Here is a 22,296-nt window from a genome sequence, read left to right as displayed (position 1 = left end):
CCGTCCTCCGGAGCTAAAGCGGAATCGGGCCATCTTCGCTGCCTTCCAAGAACTGCTGCACGATGGGATTGCGCGAGGCTTTGATCTGCTGGACCGGGCCGTTTTCGATGATCGTCCCCTCGAAGAGCATCGCGATATTGTCCGCGAGCCGGTAGACCGATGGCATGTCGTGCGAGACGACCACGCACGTCGCCTTCAATCGCTTCTGAATGTTCTGAATCGTCTCCGTTATGACATGGGTCATGATGGGGTCGAGCCCCGTGGTGGGCTCGTCGAACAGGATGATCTCCGGATCGTTGACCACGGCGCGCGCAAAGCCCACACGCTTCTGCATGCCGCCCGACAGTTCGGAAGGCATGCGCTTGTCTACCCCCTCCAGGCCGAGCGTTTCGAGGGTCTTCTCCACGCGTTCGCGGATCTGTGCTGGATTCAACGACGTGTGTTCCCACAGCGGGTACGCCACGTTTTCGCCGACCGTGAGCGAGTCGAAGAGAGCGGAATACTGAAACCCGAATCCCATCTTCTTGCGGATCTCATTGAGATCTCTATCGGGGAGATCCGTCGTCTCCTCACCGTTGACGAAGACATGGCCCCGAGATGCGTGGCGAAGTCCGTTGATCACCCGGAGAATCGTGGATTTGCCCGCGCCGGAGAGCCCGATCACGCAGGTGATCTCACCGCGCCGGCAATCCATGCTGCAATCCGAAAGCACGATCTTCGGCCCGTAGCGCAGTTCGACGCACTGCAGCCGGATCGCGACATCGTCCGGCGGCCGTTCCGGTTGGACATCGCGATGACCGGCGACGTGTTCGTCGAGCATCAGAATATCAAGAACGACAGCAAGAAGTTAAACGCGAAGATCAGGATGATCGAGGTCACGACCGCGTGCGTCGTGACTTTGCCGACGCCTTCGGCGCCGCCGCGCGCACGCAGACCTTCGTAACAGGCCACGAGACCCACGATGAGACCGAACACGGCCGCCTTGAAGAGACCCTTCGTGAAATCGCTCATGATGACGGTCTGCTGCACGGATCTCCAATAGATGGCGCCGGGCAAGTGAACCTGGATCTGCGCCATCAGAAATCCCGCCGTGACGCCGACGATATCGGCGAAGATCGTGAGCATCGGGACCGTGAGAACGCACGCCAACAGACGTGGAGCCACGAGAACTTTCGCCGGACTAACACCCATTGATTGCAGCGCTTCGACTTGTTCGGTCACCACCATCGATCCGAGTTGTGCGGTGACCGCGGCGCCCGCGCGCCCGGCGAAGACGATGCCTGTGAGGATCGGGCCGAGTTCGCGAAGTTCGCCGAATGCGACGCTTCCGCCGATAAGCGTCGCGAATCCGTATGCCACCGCTTGAGCCGCCGCTTCAAGCGAGATCACCATGCCCGTGAACGCCGATGTGAGGACGATGATCGGCGCCGACTCCACACCCAAAAAGTATGCCTGGTGAATGACCTCGGTGAATCGAAAGCGCATGGAGACGATATAGCGCGCCGCATCGCCGAGGAGCATCGTCAGCCCGCCGGCATATGAAAGGAAGCGGCTGATTCCGCCTATCCCGGGCAGCGGCTGGGCGGGCGCTTCGCTGCTCACGGGCCCGTCTGTTCGGAAGCGAGACTGGCCAACGCGGACAGCACCGCGCGCGTCCGCTCCAGCCGCCGCGCTGCGACGCTTCGTTCCGCTTGCGCATTGTACTGTCGCTGGTAGAGCTCGTCGAGCGTTCGGTCGACATGCGCGATGTGCGCGGCTGCCTCGCGTTCAACGGTCTCGAAATATCGTCGAGCCTGACGTTTGAATTCGGCCATCGAGGCATCGTCCGACGACGTGCGGACGCGATCGCGCGCGCGCAGCAATGCGCGATCGGTGATGTGAAATTCGTCCACGAGCGCCACGACGGATTCGGTGGCCGCCGCTTCCACGGCGCTGTTCATCCGCCGGCGCCGGTCCGCGCCGCGCGAGCGCCGAAAACCGGAATGGCGTGCGGAGCGAGCGCGCCGCGCTGCGCCTCGATGAGCGACGTGATGCCGCTTGCGGCGAGCGCGAGCATGCGATCAAGATCCGGCTTCGTGAAAGGACGGTCTTCTGCCGTGCCCTGCACTTCGACGTAGTGTCCGGCCCCGGTCATGACGACGTTCATATCGGTTTGAGCCCGGGAATCCTCCTCGTAGTCCAAGTCGAGGACCGGGCGCCCATCCACGACCCCTACCGATACCGCTGCGAGCCAATCGACGAGCGGCCAGCCGGTCAAAATGCGCGATTCGCGGGCTTTCCCAAGCGCGAGACAGAGCGCGACGAACGCGCCCGTGACCGAAGCGGTCCGCGTGCCGCCGTCCGCCTGGATGACGTCGCAATCGATCGTGATGGTGCGCTCGCCCAGCGCTCGCGTGTCGACGACCGATCTCAGACTTCTTCCGATGAGCCGCTGGATCTCGTGCGTCCGTCCGCCGACTTTCCCTTTGGTCGACTCGCGTGCGGTGCGTTCGGCGGTGCTCTGCGGCATCATGGCGTACTCGGCCGTCACCCAGCCGACACCTTTGCCTTTGAGGAACGGCGGGACCCGATCTTCAAACGCGGCGGCGCAGAGAACTTTGGTGTCGCCGAACGACACGAGTGCTGAGCCCGACGCGAACCGTAAGTAGTCTGTCTCGATCACGACCGGCCGCAGCTCGTCGTCGCGGCGGCCGCTGTTCCGGGCGCTAGGGCTAGCCGAGGTCATCTCATTCGACCGTGACGGTCTTTGCGAGATTGCGCGGTTGATCAACGTCGCAGCCTTTGCGATCGGCGATGTGGTACGCGAGCAATTGAAGCGGAATGACGTTGATGATCGGCGCGACGAGGTGATGCGTCTGCGGCACCGTGAGCACGATATCCGCGGTCTCCAGCACCGCGCTGTCGTCCGCGTTGGCGACGGCGATCACCCGGCTCTCCCGTGCTTTCGCTTCGGCCATATTGCTCAAGACTTTCTCCTGCACGGGGCCGCGCGTGACGATGACGACGCATGGCACGTTCTCATCGAGCAGTGCGATCGGTCCGTGTTTCATTTCGCCCGCGGCGTAGCCCTCGGCGTGGATGTAGGAGATCTCCTTGAGTTTGAGCGCCCCCTCGAGGGCGATCGGAAAATTGACGTGGCGGCCGAGGAAGAGCACGGTCTGCGCCTTTGCGTAGCGCCGCGCCACCGGAAGCACGTCTTCGTTGACGTTGAGCGCCTGGTCGACGAGCGCCGGCAGTTCTCGCAGGGCGTTGCCGATCTCAGCCAGCTGCGGCACATCGACGGTCTTGCGCAAGCGAGCCAGATGCAGCGCGAAGAGCGCCATCGCGACGCACTGCGCGGTGAACGTCTTCGTCGCGGCGACGCCGATCTCGGGGCCGGCGTGCGTGTAGAGCACGCCGTTCGCGCTTCTCGAAAGCGACGACCCGACGCGATTGCAGACGCCGAGCACGGCGGCTCCGCCGGCACGCGCGATGCGTACCGCCTCGAGCGTGTCGGCAGTCTCTCCGCTCTGCGACACCGCGATCGCGAGGCTGTCACGCTCGACCACCGGTTCGGCATAGCGGAATTCCGACGCGAGTTCCAATTCCACGGGCAGTTTCGCGAGCTGACGGATCAAGTACATCCCGTACGCCGCGGCGTGGTATGCGGTGCCGCACGCGAACATCGTGATCTTCTTGATCTTGAGGAGCGCCTCGTCGGAGATCCCGAGGTCTGGGATTCGGACGAGCCCCTCATCGTCGATCCGCCCGGCGAGCGTATCCTTCACGACCTTCGGCTGCTCGTAGATCTCCTTCAGCATGAAGTGTTTGAAGCCGCCCTTTTCCGCCGCCCGGACGTCCCAAGCGACGTGGGTGATTTCGCGCTCGACATTCTCGCCGTCAAACGTCGAGATGCTCGCGCCGTCGCGTGTCACCACGACCACTTCGCCTTCTTGGATGACGAGTTGCCGGCGCGTGTAGTGGAGAATCGCCGGGATATCCGACGCGACGAATATCTCGTTGTCGCCGAGACCGACGATGAGCGGCGACGCGCCGTTGCGCGCGAAGACGATCTGATCCGGATGATCGCTCGAAAGGACACCGAGCGCATAGGCGCCTTTGACGACGGCGATGGTCCGGCGCACGGCGCCGACAAGATCGTGATCGCGCAGTTCCTCTTCAAGCAGGTGCGCCAGCACTTCGGTATCGGTCTCGCTGACGAACGTGTGCCCTTCGGCGACGAGATCGGCGCGCAGGCTCGCGAAATTCTCGATGATGCCGTTATGGATCACCGCGATGGTGCCGGTGCAATCCATGTGCGGGTGCGCGTTGGTATCGGAGGGCCGGCCATGCGTTGCCCAACGCGTGTGACCGATGCCGATGCTGCCGTGCAGCGGTTCGACACCCAACGCCTCCTCGAGCCGGCCGAGCTTGCCCACGCGCTTGCAGCCGACGATCTTGTCTCCATCGACGAGCGCAACGCCGGCGGAATCGTAACCGCGATACTCGAGGCGACGCAGTCCGTCCAAGAGGACGCCGACCACGTCACGCTCTCCGATGTACCCGACGATGCCGCACATCTTCAGTCGCTCCCGTTCTTTTCATGCAGCCGAGACGTTTTGAGCCGCTCCGCTCCGAGCACGGCATGCAGCTTGGCGAGCGCCGTGGGAAGCGAGTCGTTCACGATGAGGTACTCGTAGGCGCCGATGTGCCGTGCCTCTTCTCGCGCTATCTCCAACCGCTTCGATATCGCATCGGCGCCTTCCGTCCGGCGCCGCTCAAGCCTCCTCGCAAGTTCCTGTTCCGACGGCGCGGTGAGGAACACGAGGACCGCGTGCGGAAATGCGCGTTTGATGGCTAGAGCGCCGTTCACTTCCGGTTTCATCACGATGTCGCGGCCTCGTGCGAGCGCTTCCGTGATAAATTGTTTCGGCGTGCCGTAGAGATTGTTCGCATATTCGCGCGTTTCTATGAAGGCGCCGTCCGCATCCATCTGCTCGAACGTGGGCCGCGAGATGAAGAAATAGTGGACACCCTCGCGCTCTCCTTCGCGCGCGGGCCTGGTGGTCGCCGAGACGGAATACGCAAGGTCGGGTTCGATGCGCCGCAGCTCGTCGACGAGGCTATCCTTGCCCGCGCCGGATGGGCCGGAGACGACCAACAGGACGGAATCGCGACGGAACAGGGCGTTCAGAACGCTGCTTCTCCTCTCCCATGACGCTCGATGTCTGGCTCGTCGCCCGTCTCGCGCTGGAACTCGACGACCGCTTGCGCGGAGCTCGTGTTCAAGGGTTGCGCGGCGGACCAAATGGGCTGGCTCTGATACTTCATAGGCGCGCCGGCCCGATCACGCTCGTCGCGACGCTGCATGCAGAGAGTCCAATGCTTGCCGCGCTCGAGCGTACGCCCGAAGAATACGAAAGCGGCGTGGGCGGCTGGGCTGCCGGTGTAGCCGCGCTGCTGCGCAATGCTACCATCGAGGCTGTCCGCGCCGTTCCGCACGACCGCATCATCAACGTGGAACTGGTTTCTCGCTCCGCGTTCGGCGTGCCTGCCCGGCATCGATTGGTGTTCGAATTGGAGCCGCGCAAAGCGAACGCGCTGATCCTTCGTCCGATCGGGGAAGAACAGCACACCGTCCTCGCAGCGGCGAAGACCGTGGAAGGCGCGCGCGAAGGTGCGCGCGATGTCATCGCGGGTAAGCCGTACGTGCCGCCGCCGCCGCGGAGAAAAGCGCTCGACGCGACCTTCGAAGAAGAAAGGCCGATCGCAGCCGATGATACGCGGGCGCTGGCGCGCAGGTTGTACGCTCTGGATCCTGCGTGCTCGCCGCCGCTCGCGCGTGAAGTCATCGAGCGAGCACTCGCAGCCGAGTCGGAACACGATCTTCCGTTTCGCCTGACTGCGGCATGGGCGCAGTTGCGCGCCGAAGTGGAGGCGGCGTCCGCCGATATCGCCGCGCCTATTTTCGCCTACGTTCGATCGGAAACGCTCGGCGCGGAGACCTATCACTGCGTGCCGCTTTCCTGGGCGCCGGGCGCGCTTCAGACACGCGCGACACTGAACGAACTGTGCGCAGAACAGATGAGCCGGTCAGGCCGGGCGCGCGTTTTGCCGCTCGCGAACGGTCTGCGCAAACGCATCGACACGCTGCTCGCGCGCTGCGCCGAGGAAACAGCGCGTCTTCGCGCCCGTCAAGAGGCAGCGGCCGACGCCGAGCATCTCAAAGCGGCGGGCGATGCCATCTATGCAAACCTCGCCGCGATACCATCTGGTGTCGCGCAATTCACGACGCCGGAGGGCCTCGTCGTCCGATTGGATCCGCTGCTCGACGCGAAGCGCAATGCACAGTCGTATTTCAAGCGCTTCAAGAAAGCACGCAGCGGGCTGCCCGCTGTTGCCGAGCGTTTGCGAACGCTCGCGGCGAACCGATCGCTCTGGGAACATCTGTTGTGGGAGATCAACCGGGTAGAAAGCGCCGGCCAGAGCGATCTTTCGGTCCTCACGGAGATCGCGGAGTCGCTCTCTCCGCAGCGTCGCGCAAAGGCGAGCGGCAGCGCGCCCGGGCGGCGCGAGCGCGTGATCGACTTGGGGAACGGCGCGGTCGCGCACGTCGGACGCTCGCCGAAGGACAACGAGCGCGTGACGTTTTCGGTAGGGGCCAAGGACGATTTCTGGTTCCACGCCCGCGGCATTCCCGGCGCCCATGTGATCCTGCGTCTTCCCGGCGGCAGAACGCAGCCGACGCACGAAGAGATTCTGGCCGCGGCCGGACTCGCCGCAGGCAGCAGCCGGGCAGCGGAATCGGGAAAAGTGGAAGTGGATTACACTCGCCGCAAGCACGTCCGCAAGCAAGGCAAAGGCAGGACGGGCATGGTCTGGTACACGGATTTCCAGACGGTGCTCGTCGCGCCTACCCGGTAGTCCGGCGCTCGACGAACATCGCGTCGCCGAACGAGAAGAACCGGTAGCCGAGCCGCACAGCTTCTTCATACGCCGCGATGGCGCGCTCACGCCCGGCGAACGCGCACACGAGCATAAGCAGCGTCGATCGGGGCAGGTGGAAGTTCGTGATGAGCGCGTCGACAACCCGGAACCGAAACGGATGGTAGATGAAGAGATCGGTCGCGCCGGGGCCGGATGCGACCGTGCCGTCCTCACCCGCGGCGGCCTCAAGCGCACGAAGTGCCGTCGTGCCGACCGCGATGACGCGCCTGCCCTCGCGTTTGGCCGCAGCGACCGCGGCTGCAGTGTCCGCCGGTATCGCAAATCGCTCGAGATGCATCCTATGCTCGCGCACGTCCGCAGCGGTGACCGGCCGAAACGTCGCGGTGCCCACGTCCAGCGTGAGCGTCGTCCAATGGATATCCGAGTTCTTCAGGCGTTCGATAAGTTCTGTCGTGAAATGGAGACCGGCAGTGGGTGCGGCTGCCGACCCCGGCAGCCGGGCATAGACGGTCTGATACCGCTCATCCGCGTCTTGCGGTGCTTCTGTTATATATGGAGGAAGCGGCATGCTGCCGTAACGATCCATCGCCTCGTCGGCCGTCACGCCGTGGAAGCGGACGATTCGGCCGCCATCCGGCGTCCGGTCTTCGATATGGATGCTGGCGCCCTCGCCGAGTGAAAGCGTATCACCGGGTCTTATCCTGCGCCCGGGCCGGACGAGCGCTTCCCATCGCCCAGGAATGCTGTCGGGTCCGAGCAGGAGCACTTCGGCCGCTCCGCCCCGGGCACGTTTGGCCGGGATACGCGCGCGCAGCACGCGCGTATCGTTGGCGACGACCACATCTCCAGCGCGCAGTAAGTCAGCCAGGTCCGCGAACCCCCTGTGCGCGATGGGGCCGGCGGCAGGTAGGACGAGCAACCGCGACGCCGTGCGAACCGGGGTCGGACGTTGCGCTATGAGCTCAGTCGGTAACGCGTAATCGTAAGATTCGACGCGATAAGTTCGTTCCTCGACATCACGAGCATCGCTCACGGTCCAAGCACGGGTGGTGCGGCATACGCGGGCCCATCCGCGATCGTCGTGAGCGCCGTTCCGCTGTAATAGAATCGCAAGATACCGAGGCAGTCGATGCCCGATGCCGCCATGCTGCGCGCGCCCCATTGCGACAGCCCCACGCCGTGGCCGAAGCCGGAACCCGAAACTCTGATGCGCGAACCCTCGAGTGCGACCGCAGAGATCCTCGTGCTTCGCACCGTCCTGCGCCCGGCAAGCCGCCGGAAATCGAATCCGCTCAGCGTTGCAGAACCCAACGTGCCGAAAATCGATATTGATTCGAGCCTCCCGGATTCGTCCGTCGGGCCGGACTCGATGCCTGTCACGTCGCCTACGTTTGTATAGTACGCGTCGACGGATTGGGCGAGGTCCGCGGCCGGAATCGTCGCCGACCACTCGTTGTCGGGCGAGCCGAGCGCGTAAGGATCCGGCTTCGCTTTGAGATACGGCTGCGGATCGGAAAGCGCCGAACCGTCCGCGGTGAAGCCGCCGTCGTCGGCGGAATAATACGTGTGCACGATCTGGCCACCGTAGACGAGAATTTCACCGCGCGTAGCATCCGCCGCGAGAATCGTCGAAGGCGATTCCGAGTCGACGCCGCCATACGCTTGATCCTGATCGCCGGCGACGAGATCGTATCCGACGTCGTCGCGGATACCGAGACGTCCGACCGCGTACGTGCGCGCCACGATCGCTTGAGCTTCGAGCGCTGCTGTGGGCCAGGAAGCCGGCATCTCGCTTCCCACAACGCCGTATAGGTACTGCTCGAGATCGACGAAATCGACGACCGTCAGAGCGCCATCGGGATCGAGCTGTACGACGATGCTTCCGCGGTAGGGTGCGCCGTTGACGTCGATCGGCAAGCCGAAGGGCGATGCGATGAGCACCTTCGTCCCGACTTCGATCGAGTTCGCGATGACCAGCCTTCCGCTTTCGGCGCGGACATCCAGCACAGTCGCGACGTCGGGAAGCACGACAGAACGAGCCGGATCGACGTCGCTCGTCGGTCGAACGGTCAGACCTGCTTCCGACGCGAGCACGGCGCTTGTCACATGCCGCACCAATGCGATGCGCACCGTATCACCCGCGAGGGCGTTGTCGGGCGCGAATAGGACGACCGCGGCCGCCGCGACGGCAGCCATGCGAACCCAACTGTGTGCTTTGCTTCTGTGAATGCGCGTCACAATAGTCGAGGCGGGTCCGCCGACCGTTCGCCTGCGTGCGCGCGGGCGGAGGGAGTGGCGCGTCTTCCAGCAGCCGTGCGCTGCAAAAAGCCGATTTGCATGAGATATGGCTCGACGACGTCGATGAGCGTCGCCTCTTCTTCGTTCAAGCTCGCGGCTAGCGCTCCGATGCCGACCGGGCCGCCGTTGTACTGCCCGATCAAGGCGTTCAGGAATGCGCGGTCAAGCGCGTCGAGTCCGAGCAGGTCGATGCGCTCGAGCTCGAGAGCGGCTTTGGCGACGTCCAGATCGATGACGCCGTTCGCTTTGACTTCCGCGTAGTCGCGCAGCCGCCGCAAGAGTCGATTCGCGACCCGCGGCGTCCCTCGCGCGCGGGCGGCGATTTCGCGCGCACCGCCGGGTTCGAGTGCGACGCCGAGCACCGAGGCCGAGTGCGTGACGATTTCGCAGAGCTCGTCCGGCGTGTAGTATTCGAGATGGTGCACGATGCCGAAGCGATCGCGCAGCGGCGCGGAGAGCATGCCCGCGCGCGTCGTCGCCCCGACAAGCGTGAACCGCTTGAGAGAAATCTTGATGGTCTTGGCGTACGCGCCTTTGTCCACCATGAAATCAATCGCGAAGTCTTCCATCGCCGGATAGAGAAATTCTTCGACGACTCGAGGCAGCCGGTGGATCTCGTCGATGAAGAGCACGTCGCCCGCCTGGAGATTCGTGAGTATTCCGACCAGATCGCCCGGCCGCTCCAGCGTGGGGCCAGATACCTGGTGAAACGTCGCGCCCATGTCGCGCGCGATGATATTGGCGAGCGTGGTCTTTCCGAGGCCCGGCGGCCCGTGGACGAGGACGTGCTCGAGCGGCTCGCCGCGCCGCTTCGCCGCCTCTATCGAGATCTTGAGGTTCTCCACGACCGGCTTCTGACCGACGTACCGATCGAAGCCCGCCGGACGAAGCGTGACCGCGATGATCTGCTCTTCGACCGTCTCCTCGGGAGCAGCGACGCTGCGCGTCGCAGGCGCGGCGCTCTCATCTCCTCGCATCGTCGGTTTACGCGGCATGCACGACACGTTTTGTCGCAGTCGCCCGCGCGCCTGCCTTGCGTCGCTCAGTATGGTCGTTTTCGTTCAATGCTCCGGCTCGCGCGACCGCCGGCGATAGATCTCGGTCAAGAGATCCTCGGCGTTCTTGATGCCGTCGTTTGCCGCAAGGGCTTCACTTGCCATCGCCGCGGCCTCGGGCCGCCGGTACTGCAATTGGAGGAGCACGTCGATCGCTTCGGTGACGAAATCAGGTTGGGGCTGCTGATTCTTGCCCTTGCCCTGGTCTTCGCCGCGAATGAGCCCAAAGCGCGAGACTTTGCCCTGCAGTTTGGCGATGATGTCCTTCGCCTTTTGCGCGCCGATGCCGGGCAGCGCGCGCAGGCTCGCGTGGTCGCCGTCGTCGATCGATCGAGCGATCTCCGCCATCGGCCGGGAGAAAGCTTTTGCTGCGGTCTTTGGGCCGATGCTCGCGACCGTCAGCAGTGCTTCGAAGAATTCGCGTTCGACGGGATTCGTAAAGCCGATGTAGATGGGCGTGCCGCGATTGCCGTCGATCTGCATGTACGGAAACACTTCGAGGGCGAGCGGGTCTCCCGGCGCCACTCCGGCGATCTTATCGGCAACGCAGCCGGGCAGCATGATCTCATAGCAGAGGCCGCCGGTCTCTACGAGTACGGCATTCGCGCGCCGTTCACGCAATGCGCCCTCGATTCGCGAGAACATCAGCGAGCCGCGGCGCCCCGGGCGAGATCGGCCGCGCAGCGCCGCGAGTGCGCGATCGCGAGCGCTAAAGCATCGGTGACGTCTTCGGGAGACGGAGTGCTCTTTAGGCGGAGCGCATGCACGACCATCGCCGCGACCTGTTCTTTTGTCGCTGCGCCTCGGCCCACGAGCGCCTTTTTCACATGCGTCGCGGCGTAGTCGAAGACCGGAAGCGCGCAGAGTCCGGCCGAGCAGACCAGCGCGCCGCGCGCATGCGCCATGAGAAGCGCGGTCCTTGGAAATGCGCCGCGCGAGAAGACTTGCTCGACGACCATAGCATCCGGTTTGAACGATGTGACGATCTCAAGAATGCCGCGCTGGAGGTCGGCGAGCCGTTCGGAGAGCGTCTGACCTCTTTCAGGCGCGAGCACGCCCGCCTCCAGAAGCCGCAGGATGCCGCCGTTCGTTTCTATGACTCCGTAGCCCGTGACATAGAGGCTCGGATCGACGCCGAGGATTCTCACGATAATTCGCCTGGGGCGGTCGACCTTGACGCCCCGGCAGCGAACTCTGCCATCCTCTTAACCGACCCGACGACGTCGGATCCGGCTTCATTCGACTCTGCCCAGCGCTTGCTATCGCCATACAAGTACTCTGCAGCTCGATAAAGACGCACGCTCGCAATCCTGCGATGAATTGCGACGACTTCCGCGAGCAGCTCCCAACTCAAAATGATTCGCGGCGCGTAACTGTCGTAGATCACCGGCCCGTCGACAAGGCCGTACTTGACGTACGTACCGATTCTGTCGAGCGACCGCAAAATGTACAGCTCTTTGTGCACGCGGTCGTCGGCGACGCCGATCTGCCCGACTTCTCTGTAGAATGTCTCGTCTTCCAAGCGCTCAGAGAGCTCTTGGATGACGAACCGGTAGGCGTCTACGAATTTCGGATCGACCATCTCGAGCAGGACGCTGCGCACAGCCTCGAATTGCGTCGCTCGCCGTGTCTGCTCCAACTGATCCGTCGTGATCTTAACCTGGCGCGCGGCCATCACGACCGTTACCGCGATGACGATGGCCGACAAGATCGAGCCGATAGCGGTGAGTGCTTCCCACACGTCAGTTGCCCGGGCCGAGGGTGATCGTGACCGTGTTTGACCCGGCCGCCGGCGTCGCGCCCGCTTGCGGATCCGTGGCGATCACTTTTGCGTCCGGCGGACTGCCGGGCTGCACCGTGACGTTCTGAACCACGTAACCGGCGGCTTGCAGCGCGGCTCGTGCGGCGTCGAGCGTCATGCCGACGACATTCGGTACGGGTTGCGGTGCAGCGCTTGGCGCCGCTGACGGCGTCGCGCCTGGCTGCGCGCTCGGGCCGCCGATGACTGCGACGGCCACGACAAGGTCGATCGTGGCGCCTTGCGCGGTCGGCGTGTTTGCCGCCGGGTTCTGGCTGATGACGGTGCCCGGCGTCGTGCCGGAATCCATTGCATCTGCGACCGTGCCGACCGAAAGGCCGGCTTGCGCAAGCGAGCGGCGCGCGTCGTCGAGCGTGCCTCCTACGACGTCCGGAACCGTGATGGCATTTGGCCCGCCGCTTATGCGGACGGTGACGACCGAATGCGGTTTGGCCGGCGTGCCGCCGCTTGGGTCCTGATCGATGATCGCGTGCGCGGGAATGTTGTCGCTCGCGACGACCTGGCTGATCGAGAGCGTGAGACCGGCTTTCGCGAGGATGGTTCGCGCGACGTCATCGGTCAGCGCCACCACGTTGGGGACGCTGATGGTCTGCGGCCCCGAGCTCGGGAAGATCACGACGACGTCGGATTGGGCGGCCGGTTCGCCGCCGGCCGGATTCGTCTTCGCGATGTTGCCGGCCGGTACGTTGTCGGAATGCACCGGCGTGCCGACCACGACGGAAAAACCGGCAGATGCGAGTGCGGCAGTCGCGGTCTTCACATCTTTTCCGGTGACGACCGGAACCTTCGCGCTGAGCGGTCCGGCGCTCACGAGGAGCGTGACCTTCTGTCCGCGCTGCAGCGCGGTGCCCGCCGCCGGATCGGTGCCGTCGACCAATCCGCTCTCGGTCTTCGGGTCGTGCTGCTGCTTGATGGCAACGTCGTCGACGCCCGATTGGTGCAGCGCGTCCACCGCATCGACCACCGATTTTCCGCTGACGTCGGGCATGCGGAGCCCTTGCGCTCCCGAACGCCATGCCGCGGAAAGGACGGCGACGATCAAGACCACTGCGAGGACGCCGCATGCGAAGAGCGCAAGGCGGCGGCCGCTCCAACGCGCGGGAGCGGCGTCGTCGGCGGCAGCAGCGGCCCTGCGTGCCGCGGCGCGGCGTCTCAGCAGTGCGGTCGGACTATCGGGTCCCGGTTCATCATCCTCTGCGGTGCCGTCACCGCGGGCCACGCGGCGCAGCGCGCTCAAACATTCGCCGGCCGTGCGATACCGTTCTTTCGGAGATGGGTCGAGCAGTTTCAAGATCATCGCGCGCAACGCCGGTGAGACATCGTCCGGAAAGTCGAGATCTTGCGGTCCACGCAACTGCTGGGCTGCGACTTCTTGCGGCGACGCGCCGACATAGGGTTTGTTGCCGGTGAGCATCTCGTACAGCACGACGCCTACGCTGTATAAGTCGGCCGCTTCGGTCACGGCGTCGCCGGCCAGCACTTCCGGCGCGCAATATGGAACGGATCCCATGATCGCGTCGGCGCCGGAGCCGCGAGTCTCGGCAGCGCCCGCCAATCCGAAATCGGCAACGCGCACATCGTCGTCCGGCGTGACGAGAATGTTGGACGGCTTGATGTCGCGATGCAGCAGATCGGCCCGATGTGCTGCCGCGAGCGCTCGGCAGATCTGCTGCGCGTAGCGGACTGCGGCGGTCTGAGGAATTCTTCCCTGGCGCGCGATCAGCTCGGCGAGGGTTTCCCCGGCGACGTATTCCTGCACGATATAGTTCGTGCCGTCGTTCTCACCGACGTCATACGTGTTGACTATCTTGGGATGGCTGAGTCTTGCGGCGGCCTGCGCTTCCTGGTAGAAGCGTTGCACGAATTCGTCGTCCGCCGCGAATTGCGGACGGAGCACTTTTATCGCGACTTGACGCCGCAGCAAGAGATCGTAACCTCGATGTACGACCGCCATGCCGCCTTCGCCGATGACCGCATCGACCCGGTACCGATTGTTGTAGATCATGCCCGGAATCGCCCGTTCGACGGGGCGCGCGCGGCTGCCTGGGCCGAGCCCTTTTGTTGGGCGGACCTTTATGGTCCGCCATCGATTACAGGAAGCGATGACGACCGGCTTCAACTTCGTCCGGAGTGCGCCGCAGATTGTTGAACGTTGCCGCGGTCTTCGCGCTCCTCTTCGCACTGCTCGCCGCGCAGGAGGCGCGTGTACAGGTCGCGGAGCGCGATAGCATTTCCACGCATCCCGGCGACCCGCGGCACGCGCGCGATATCGCCCAGCGCGGTGAGCTGCTCGATGCGACCGGGCAGCCGCTAGCGCTGTCGCGCGGCGGCAAGCGCGTCTACCCGGCCGGCAGCGCGCTCGCCCAAATCGTCGGCTACTCGTCGCTCGTTTACGGTGAAGCTGGTCTCGAGGCGGCGTTCGATCCCGTGATCGCGCCGACCGGGCAGGAACCGCGAAACGTTCTCGGCTCGTTTGGGCGCACCGATGTCGCCGTATCGCCCGCCGGCAGCGTCGTCTTAACGCTGCGGCGCGACATCTCGGCGGTGGCGGATGAGGCGATGCCGCAGGGCGTCCGCGGCGCGGCGATCGTCCTCGATCCTCGAACCGGGGCCATCCTCGCGATGGTCGACCGGCCGACCTTCGATCCGAATGAGATCGACAAGGCCTTCGCCAGTTTGCGCTCTCGATCGGACGCTCCGTTGCTCAACCGCGCCCTCGACGGACTGTATCCGCCGGGTTCGACGTTCAAAATCGTCACGGTGAGCGCCGCGCTCGATCACGGCGCGGTGGACGCGAGCGATTCGTTCTCCGACCCCGGCTATTTCCAGATCGGCCCTTATCGCGTGCACAACGACCAGAACGAAGTCACGGGCACGCAAAACGTCACCGGCGCGTTCGCATTGTCGAGCAACGTCGATTTCGCACAGATCGGCGTGAAGCTTGGCGCGGATAATTTCTACTATTACCTACAGCGCTTTCACGTGGGTGACGTGACCGGGATGGCGGTCCCGATGACTCGAGATGTCGTTCCGCCTGAAGCCTCGATTTCCGACTCGGAGCTCGCCCAGATGGCCTTTGGACAGGGCGGCCTGACCGTCACGCCCTTGCGGATGGCGCTTGTGGCTGCGGCGATCGCCAACCGCGGTTCGATGATGCGGCCGAACCTGGTCAAAGAGATCCGCATGCCCGGCCGCCCGACGCTGCGGGTACCTCCCGCGCAGTGGGGCCGCGCGGTGACGGCGGATACCGCGATATCCGTCCGCGATATGATGATCGCAGTCGTCACGTACGGCACGGGCACAGCTGCGGCCATTCCCGGCGTCACCGTCGCCGGCAAGACGGGCACCGGGACCCACAATGGTGCGCCGCCCGACGCTTGGTTTGTCTGCTTTGCTCCCGCTTCAGCCCCGCGGCTGGTCGTGGCGGTGATCATCGAGGACGCGGGGTACGGCGGCGCCGTTGCGGCGCCGATCGCGCGCGCAATTCTGCAGGGCTCGCTTCCCTTGTATCCGCGATAGCGCGATGAATGTGCGGCAGCCCTCCTCGGCGTATGACTGCACTCGCTTCACAGCGCGATGGGAGAATCAAGTATGACGTGTAGAGTTCGTATGAGGACAGCCGCGGCCGCGACGGTGGGATGTCTGCTGCTCACCGCTTGCAACGCATCGGTCGCCCCGCTTCAGACGGGAGCGGCCGGCGCGGATTCACGCAAGGCGGCGTCGGCATGGTCGCAACAAGTCTCTAACATCTCGGGCGATTACATTGGAACGATGCACGACGCGCAGGGCGGGAGTGGGTCCGCAAAGGCGACGCTCGCGCAGCATGGTACGAATGCGGGCGGCGCGGTCAGAGATAAGGAATCCGGTCAGACAATCATCGCCGATATGTCCATGACGATCACGCCGCAGAATTCCACGAGCGGCGCCATGGTGATCGATTTTCCGCCGGCGAACACAGGTCAGGTGTGCACCTTTAGAACCTCCGGGATGTACGACCCGACGTCCAACGTCCTCAGCGGTTCTTATGTCGCGGTCACGGGATGTGCCGGCGACTCGGGGACGTTCAAACTAACCCAGCAGTGTCATGACACCGACGTCACCGGGGATCTGATGAGACCGTTCAACAACCCTCACTGCTGAAAGCGCGGGCAGGAGCGCCAGAGCATCCGTCTGGCTCAACTTCGAGCCTTCTTCAATCAAAAGGGCCATGACGGAAGCTCCGAGCGTGGCTTCGATTGTTCGCGATGCATTTCGGAGCGCGATCGTCTCCACTCGGTCGCGCTCGAACTGCAGCTCGCCAAGACGGGCGTTCGCGTAACCCCACAGCACGGCGCCCTCGCGTCTGTCAGCAAGCCCCGGCGCGCAATGTGCGATGCTGAGTGCGATGAGGACCGCGTGTTGCGATTCGAGAGCCAACGTCAATGCCCGCCGCGCATGCGGCTCGGCGATTTCTATCGCATCTGCCGCGAGCGCGCAACAGGCGAGATCGCTTTCGATGTACTTTTGGACGTCCGTGTCGGCGTACGGCAAAGCCTCGTTCAGCAGCTCCATGGCCCGGTCGTAACAGCCCGCCGCCCCTTCACTTGACGCCCACCATTGGAGAACGTGGCAGATCTCGTCTGGGCGTTTGGTCTCCCGAGCGTTGCTCAGCGCCTCGTCGAAAAGCGGCCGAGCTCGGGCTATCTGTTCGGGCGGCAGCGACGCCGCGCAGCGTCGGAGAACCGCCACGAGGAGATGCGCGTCGCCGCCTTCGCGCGCACGTCGAACGGCTTCGGCCGCCGGTTCGGCCGCCTCGTCGAATCGCGCAGCTCTTGCAAATTGATAGGCCGTCTGCGACAGTGCCCGGATGAGGCCGCGCTCATCGCTCGATTCGCGGTAACGCGACACCGCACGCTGCGCGGCTTCGAGCGCGCGCCCATGCGCGAGGGAATTGTTGTGCATCATCGATGCGATGTATTCGACCCGGCCGGCGGTTGCTTGGGATATGTCCGTGACATCGAGCGCGCGCTCACACCAGTGCAAACCCTCACCTAATAGTCCGAGGCGCAGGAATATCGCTCCGCAATCGGCGGCCAGCTGCGACCCGAGGTGCCGGTCGCCTGGGCCGTCGAGCGTCCACGCGAGCGCGGCTCGGAAATTATCGATGTCGGGCGTGAGACTCTCGAGCCAACCGGGGGGCGGCCGCGTGTCGAACGCGCGATACGCGTCGGCAGCGACTGCGGCGAAATACATCGCGTGGCGCGCCGCCGCCGCGGCCGTTTCGGACGCGTCGGCTGCTCTGTTCTCCGCGAATTCCCGGATCATCTCCAACAGACCGTAGCGCGTCGAAAGCGCCAACCTCACCGTCAACAGTGACTTGTCCGCCAGCGACGTCAACAGATCGAGCACGCGATACTCGTTCGCTGCTCCGTCACGCCCGTAGACGGTGGAAGCCGCTTCGAGCGAAAACGTACCGCGAAACACACCGAGGCACCGCAAGAGCGCCTTCTCGTCCGGCGCGAGCAGATCGTAGCTCCATTGGATCGTGCCCTCGAGCGTTTGACGCCGCGGCGATTCCGTTCTCCGCGCGTCCGCGACCAGTTTGAAGCGCTCGTTCAGGCGCGCTGCGATCTCATGGACGCTCAATGCTCGCACGCGCGCGGCAGCCAGTTCGATCGCCAACGGAACACAATCCAATCGTTCGCAGATGCCGCGCACGATAGCCGCGTCCGTCTCGGCGTCGAAACCATCCGCGACCGCGCTTGCGCGGCGTGCGAAAAGCTCTGCCGCCGCATCGACGCGAAGCGGTGGAAGACGGTAGACCTGCTCGCCCGGAAGATGCAAGAGCTCCCTGCTCGTCGCCACGATCGAGATGTGCGGGCAGTGAGCGCATATTTGAGCAATCACCGCCGCCGCGGCAGCCAGGACGTGTTCGCAGTTGTCCACTACGATGAGCGCGTCGCGCGATCGCAGGAATCCGATCAACTGTGCGAGATCGCCGCCGCCTTCAGCGCCCGCTCCGCTCAGCGCAGCGAGGATCGTGGCTGCGACCAGGCTGCCGTCAGTGATCGGCGCAAGGGTGACAAACCAGGCGCCGTACTCGTGCTCCGCGATCGACGTCGCCGCGCAGTGGAGTGCGATATGCGTTTTTCCCACACCCCCGGCGCCGGTCAGCGTCACCAATCCTGCATGCGCCACCGCGGCCTTGATCTCGGCCGCTTCGCGCGCGCGGCCTATCAGCGGGGCAAGATCGGCCGGAATGTTATTGGGGACGGTCGGCTTGCGAGCGCGAAGCGAAGGATCGAGTGCGGTGAGCGCAACGCCGAGGTCTTGCGCAAGCCCGCTCAGCATCTGGATCGCCTCAGGGTCGTCGTCATGCTGCTTGAAATCCACAAGCAGAAAGCCGACCGCATCGCCGGCCGCGGTCATCGGGAAGGCGAGGCTGCCTCGGGCCGCCGATTTCAGCAATGCAGGCCGAGCTGGTGCACCGGTGGAGCGCATTCGGACCGCGAGCGGGTCATCGAATGCGACATCGTCGGCCGGTCTCTCGAACGACGACGCCTCCGCGCGGAAGACATCTCGCCGAACATACACCGCGCACGCGTCCGCCTCCAAATAATGGTCGATGGCTTCGACGACTCGTCGCAGCAGCTGCTGGGTGTCGCTGAACGAAGTCAGCTCACGCCGAAATTTTGAGACGGCGTCGAGCGCGAGCCGCTTCTTTCGATAGAATGCGGCTTCGACCGCGGCCTCTACGCGCTGATGCAGGGGGCGGAAGAGGAGCGTGGCCGCGACGACGATAGCGATCTCAAGCGCGAGGCTCGCAGCCCTCGAGTGCTCTGAGACGAACCGCTCTGAAAGCCACTCGGCTAGCGCAAAGAGCAGAACGATCGCCGTCGTGACGCAGGCGTACACATATGCGCGCATGCGTCGCCCTATCGCAGAAGTCGTTTTAGCGGTCACTGTAGGTCGTCAGCCCCGTCTCGCGGCTATGGCGTTTCAGCGCACGTACGCCAATGGCCGGACGAAATCGTTGAGCGGCCGGACCGACGGGCTTGAATCGCTGCGCGCTTCGAGCGCGAGCAGCAGTGCGCGCACCGTGTCGAGCGAGGTGAGGCAGGCGATGCCGACCTCGACGGCCGCTCGACGGATCCGATATCCATCGCTCTGCGCCGTCGACGACGCTGCGGCGTCGTTGATGACGAGATCCACCCCGTTCGCCATGATGAGGTCGACGACGTGCGGCGAGCCCTCCGGGATCTTGTTCACCCGCGTCGCAGGTATGCTGCGATTGAAGAGCAGCTGCCAAGTCCCCGGCGTGGCGAACATCTCGTAGCCGAGTTCGATGAACGCTTCGGCGATGGACGCAGCCGCATGTTTCTCGGCGTCGGAGACCGAGAGCAAGATCCGGCCGCCCGGCGGCGGAGGCGGGATCCCCGCTCCGATGAGCCCGCGCAGCAACGCACCGGCGAACGAGTCGTCGATGCCGAGCACCTCGCCGGTCGATTTCATCTCCGGCCCGAGCATCGTCTCGACTTGGCGCAGCTTGGCGAACGAGAACACCGGGACTTTCACGGCGACGAAATCCGGACGCGGGAGCAGCCCGAGAGGCAGACCCATGTCGGCAAGACGCTCTCCCAGTGCGACACGCGCAGCTGCCGCCACGAGCGGCACGCCGGTGAGCTTCGCGATGATCGGCACCGTCCGGCTCGCGCGCGGATTGGCTTCGATGACGAAGAGCTCGCCGTCGCGGATGATGTACTGGACGTTGATCAGACCGCGTATGCCGAGCTCGGCACAGAGCGCCTCGGTGACCGCGGCGATGCGCGACTCCATCCCCGCTCCGATGCTCTGCGTAGGATACACCGCCATCGAATCGCCCGAATGGATGCCGGCGCGCTCGACGTGTTCGAAGATCCCGGGAATGATGATCGATGTGCCGTCGTAGACGGCGTCGGTCTCGACTTCAGTACCCGCAAGATATTTGTCCACGAGCAGCGGCGCATGCGGCAAGATCGGCGGCGCGCTTGCTGCATACGACGCGAGCTGCGCCTCGTTGTACACGATCTCCATCGCGCGTCCGCCCAGGACGTACGACGGCCGCACGATGACCGGGAAACCCAGTTCGCGAGCGATCTCGCGCGCTTTCCGGAACGAGAGCGCCGTCCTGCCTGCCGGCCGTGAAACGCCAAGCCGTTGGAGAACGGTATCGAATTTCTTGCGATCCTCTGCCTTGTCGAGCACGCGTTGATCGGAGCCGAGCGAACGGACACCGCGGGCGGCAAGCTCGCGGGCAAGATTGATCGGTGTCTGGCCGCCGAAGCCGAGCAGCACGCCTTCTGCATTTGTTGCGCGGACCGCACGCTCCACCTCGTCGACGCACGGCGGTTCGAAGACGAGGATATCGGAGACGTCAAAATCGGTGCTGACGGTTTCCGGATTGTTGTTGACCATGACGGATGCGACGCCCGCATCGTGCAGCGCCTGGGCTGCGTGAACGCACGAATAGTCGAATTCGATGCCCTGCCCGATGCGGATCGGACCGCTGCCGACGACGACCACTGTCCGTCCGCTCGGCATCCGCAGCTCGTCTTCTTCACCGACGCTCGCGTAATAGTACGGCGAGCGCGCGGGAAACTCGGCACCGGCCGTATCCACCATCTTGAACACGTCGGCGGCGCGGTCGGCGCACAGTTCTCGCACCGTCTCGCGCGGCGTTCCCGACAATCTCGCGATCGTCGTCTCCGCGAAGCCTTTCGTCTTCGCGGCCACGATCGCGTCGTCCGAAGCGTGCGCGCGGAGGCGCTCTTCCATCTCGACGATTTCCGCGATCTCCCACAGCCAGAACGGATCGATGGTGCTGAGCCGCGCGACGTTTTCGACGCTGCGCCCGCGCCGCAGCGCTTCCGCGACGACGAAGAGCCGCTCGTGGGTCGGCGCCCTCAGGACATCGTCGAGCTCGTCGTCGCTCCAGCGCGAGAACGTCCAGCCGGTAAGCGCATCGCGCCCTGTGTCCGCTCCGCGCACCGCCTTGAGCAGCGCTTGGGAGAGCGTGCGGCCGATGGCCATCACCTCGCCGGTGGATTTCATCTGGCTGGAGAGCCGCGCATCGCCGAGGGGGAATTTGTCGAACGGCCAACGCGGTATCTTGACCACGCAGTAGTCAAGCGTCGGTTCGAATGCGGCCTTCGTCACGCCCGTCACCGGATTGGCGATATCCGAGAGACGCTTGCCGAGCGCGATCTTCGCAGCGATCTTTGCGATCGGGTAGCCGGTCGCTTTGCTTGCAAGCGCCGAGGACCGGGATACGCGCGGGTTGACTTCGATGATCTGGTACGCGTCCGACGCCGGATCCAGCGCGAACTGGATATTGCAGCCGCCTTCGACTTCGAGATGACGGATGATGTTGATCGCGGCCGTGCGCAGGCGATGATAATCGCGATCGCTGAGCGTCTGCGACGGCGCGATCACGATCGAGTCACCCGTATGGACGCCGACCGGGTCCAGATTTTCCATGTTGCAGACGATGACGCAGTTATCGGCGCCGTCGCGCAGCACTTCGTATTCGACTTCTTTCCAGCCCAGCAGCGACGTCTCAAGCAGCACTTGGTGGATGATGCTCGCGTTCATGCCCGACGCGAGCAGCGCGACGAGCTGCTCGCGATCGTACGCGATGCCTCCGCCGGTGCCGCCGAGCGTGAACGCCGGCCGAATGATCAGCGGATATCCGACTTCGTCGGCAAACCGGACGCCCTGTTCCACGCGCGTCACGACGACCGATGCGGGAACCGGCTCCCCGATCGACTGCATCGCTTGTTTGAAGAGGTGCCGGTCTTCGGCCAGACGGATGGTTCGGAGCGGTGTGCCCAGCAGCCGCACGCCGTGGCGTTCCAGCACGCCACGCTCGGCAAGCGCGATCGCAAGATTCAACCCGGTCTGACCGCCGAGCGTCGCGAGCATCGCGTCCGGGCGCTCGCGCGCGATGATCGCTTCGACGTACGCGGGCGTCAACGGCTCGAGGTAGACCGCGTCAGCGGTTTCCGGATCGGTCATGATCGTCGCCGGATTCGAATTGACGAGCACGACGCGACAGCCTTCCTCGCGCAGGGCTCGGCACGCTTGTACGCCTGCATAGTCGAACTCCGCGGCCTGTCCGATCACGATCGGACCGGATCCGATGACGAGTACGCAGGCGGGGAAGTCTGCGGGGCGCTCCAT

Annotated in this window: 18 protein-coding genes; 3 read left to right on the top strand and 15 right to left on the bottom strand. The window is 64.6% G+C overall.

Translation table 11 applies throughout. The features are described 5' to 3' along the window. Positions 1-13: 13 nt before the first annotated feature. From VKT51_04620 to gmk, 6 genes are read right to left on the bottom strand one after another with little or no spacing between them, the layout of a single operon-like run. Positions 14-820 (bottom strand): ATP-binding cassette domain-containing protein, encoded by an 807-nt coding sequence (locus VKT51_04620; GenBank protein ID HLJ83436.1) that lies wholly within the window; start codon positions 818-820, stop codon positions 14-16. Then, positions 820-1,602, bottom strand: a complete 783-nt coding sequence (locus tag VKT51_04615) for an ABC transporter permease (protein HLJ83435.1) — start codon at positions 1,600-1,602, stop codon at positions 820-822. The genes VKT51_04620 and VKT51_04615 overlap by 1 nt, the downstream gene beginning before the upstream one ends. Continuing rightward, positions 1,599-1,940, bottom strand: coding sequence for a hypothetical protein (locus VKT51_04610; GenBank protein HLJ83434.1), 342 nt, complete (start codon positions 1,938-1,940; stop codon positions 1,599-1,601). The genes VKT51_04615 and VKT51_04610 overlap by 4 nt, the downstream gene beginning before the upstream one ends. Further along, entirely contained in the window at positions 1,937-2,725 is a 789-nt protein-coding gene (gene rph, locus VKT51_04605; protein HLJ83433.1) for a ribonuclease PH, read from the bottom strand. Before rph ends, VKT51_04610 begins: the two co-directional genes overlap by 4 nt. A 1-nt stretch (position 2,726) precedes the next feature. After that, entirely contained in the window at positions 2,727-4,559 is a 1,833-nt protein-coding gene (glmS, locus tag VKT51_04600; protein ID HLJ83432.1) for a glutamine--fructose-6-phosphate transaminase (isomerizing), read from the bottom strand. Between the two features lie 2 nt (positions 4,560-4,561). Continuing rightward, positions 4,562-5,140, bottom strand: coding sequence for a guanylate kinase (gene gmk, locus VKT51_04595; protein HLJ83431.1), 579 nt, complete (start codon positions 5,138-5,140; stop codon positions 4,562-4,564). A 53-nt stretch (positions 5,141-5,193) separates the two neighbouring features. Here gmk and VKT51_04590 point away from each other — a divergent pair, with 53 nt between their 5' ends. Next, positions 5,194-6,903: an NFACT RNA binding domain-containing protein gene (locus VKT51_04590; GenBank protein HLJ83430.1), complete on the top strand. Its 1,710-nt coding sequence runs from the start codon at positions 5,194-5,196 to the stop codon at positions 6,901-6,903. On the opposite strand, the gene queA is transcribed toward VKT51_04590, so the two are convergent. From queA to pknB, 7 genes are all read right to left on the bottom strand, one after another. Further along, positions 6,893-7,960: a tRNA preQ1(34) S-adenosylmethionine ribosyltransferase-isomerase QueA gene (queA, locus tag VKT51_04585; GenBank protein ID HLJ83429.1), complete on the bottom strand. Its 1,068-nt coding sequence runs from the start codon at positions 7,958-7,960 to the stop codon at positions 6,893-6,895. The two genes, VKT51_04590 and queA, sit on opposite strands and share 11 nt — an antisense overlap. Continuing rightward, the gene (locus VKT51_04580) at positions 7,957-9,123 is read right to left on the bottom strand and encodes a SpoIID/LytB domain-containing protein (protein ID HLJ83428.1); all 1,167 of its coding nucleotides are present in this window, start codon (positions 9,121-9,123) and stop codon (positions 7,957-7,959) included. Before VKT51_04580 ends, queA begins: the two co-directional genes overlap by 4 nt. Before the next feature lie 38 nt (positions 9,124-9,161). Then, positions 9,162-10,220 (bottom strand): Holliday junction branch migration DNA helicase RuvB, encoded by a 1,059-nt coding sequence (ruvB, locus tag VKT51_04575; GenBank protein HLJ83427.1) that lies wholly within the window; start codon positions 10,218-10,220, stop codon positions 9,162-9,164. A 66-nt stretch (positions 10,221-10,286) separates the two neighbouring features. Beyond that, the gene (gene ruvA, locus VKT51_04570; protein ID HLJ83426.1) at positions 10,287-10,925 is read right to left on the bottom strand and encodes a Holliday junction branch migration protein RuvA; all 639 of its coding nucleotides are present in this window, start codon (positions 10,923-10,925) and stop codon (positions 10,287-10,289) included. Next, entirely contained in the window at positions 10,925-11,428 is a 504-nt protein-coding gene (gene ruvC / locus VKT51_04565) for a crossover junction endodeoxyribonuclease RuvC (GenBank protein ID HLJ83425.1), read from the bottom strand. The genes ruvA and ruvC overlap by 1 nt, the downstream gene beginning before the upstream one ends. Further along, a complete protein-coding gene (locus VKT51_04560; GenBank protein HLJ83424.1) occupies positions 11,425-12,021 on the bottom strand; it encodes a hypothetical protein in 597 nt (198 codons plus the stop codon). Before VKT51_04560 ends, ruvC begins: the two co-directional genes overlap by 4 nt. A 1-nt stretch (position 12,022) precedes the next feature. Further along, on the bottom strand, positions 12,023-14,104 hold the full coding sequence (gene pknB, locus VKT51_04555) for a Stk1 family PASTA domain-containing Ser/Thr kinase (GenBank protein ID HLJ83423.1): 2,082 nt from the start codon (positions 14,102-14,104) through the stop codon (positions 12,023-12,025). Between the two features lie 140 nt (positions 14,105-14,244). Between pknB and VKT51_04550 the strand changes: the two genes are divergently transcribed. Both VKT51_04550 and VKT51_04545 read left to right on the top strand, forming a co-directional pair. Continuing rightward, a complete protein-coding gene (locus VKT51_04550) occupies positions 14,245-15,618 on the top strand; it encodes a penicillin-binding protein 2 (GenBank protein ID HLJ83422.1) in 1,374 nt (457 codons plus the stop codon). A gap of 90 nt (positions 15,619-15,708) precedes the next feature. Next, positions 15,709-16,239 carry a hypothetical protein gene (locus VKT51_04545; GenBank protein HLJ83421.1) on the top strand — a complete coding sequence of 177 codons (531 nt, stop codon included), beginning with the start codon at positions 15,709-15,711 and terminating at the stop codon, positions 16,237-16,239. On the opposite strand, the gene VKT51_04540 is transcribed toward VKT51_04545, so the two are convergent. Together VKT51_04540 and carB are read right to left on the bottom strand one after the other, a co-directional pair. Then, positions 16,168-19,005 (bottom strand): GAF domain-containing protein, encoded by a 2,838-nt coding sequence (locus tag VKT51_04540; GenBank protein ID HLJ83420.1) that lies wholly within the window; start codon positions 19,003-19,005, stop codon positions 16,168-16,170. The two genes, VKT51_04545 and VKT51_04540, sit on opposite strands and share 72 nt — an antisense overlap. Positions 19,006-19,077: 72 nt before the next feature. Next, positions 19,078-22,296: a carbamoyl-phosphate synthase large subunit gene (carB, locus tag VKT51_04535; GenBank protein ID HLJ83419.1), complete on the bottom strand. Its 3,219-nt coding sequence runs from the start codon at positions 22,294-22,296 to the stop codon at positions 19,078-19,080.

The sequence above is a fragment of the Candidatus Eremiobacteraceae bacterium genome (assembly GCA_035295225.1).
In the GTDB taxonomy this organism is placed as follows: domain Bacteria; phylum Vulcanimicrobiota; class Vulcanimicrobiia; order Eremiobacterales; family Eremiobacteraceae; genus JABCYQ01.
Note: the sequence above shows the minus strand (reverse complement) of the source record. Positions and strands in the feature narration are given on the sequence as shown.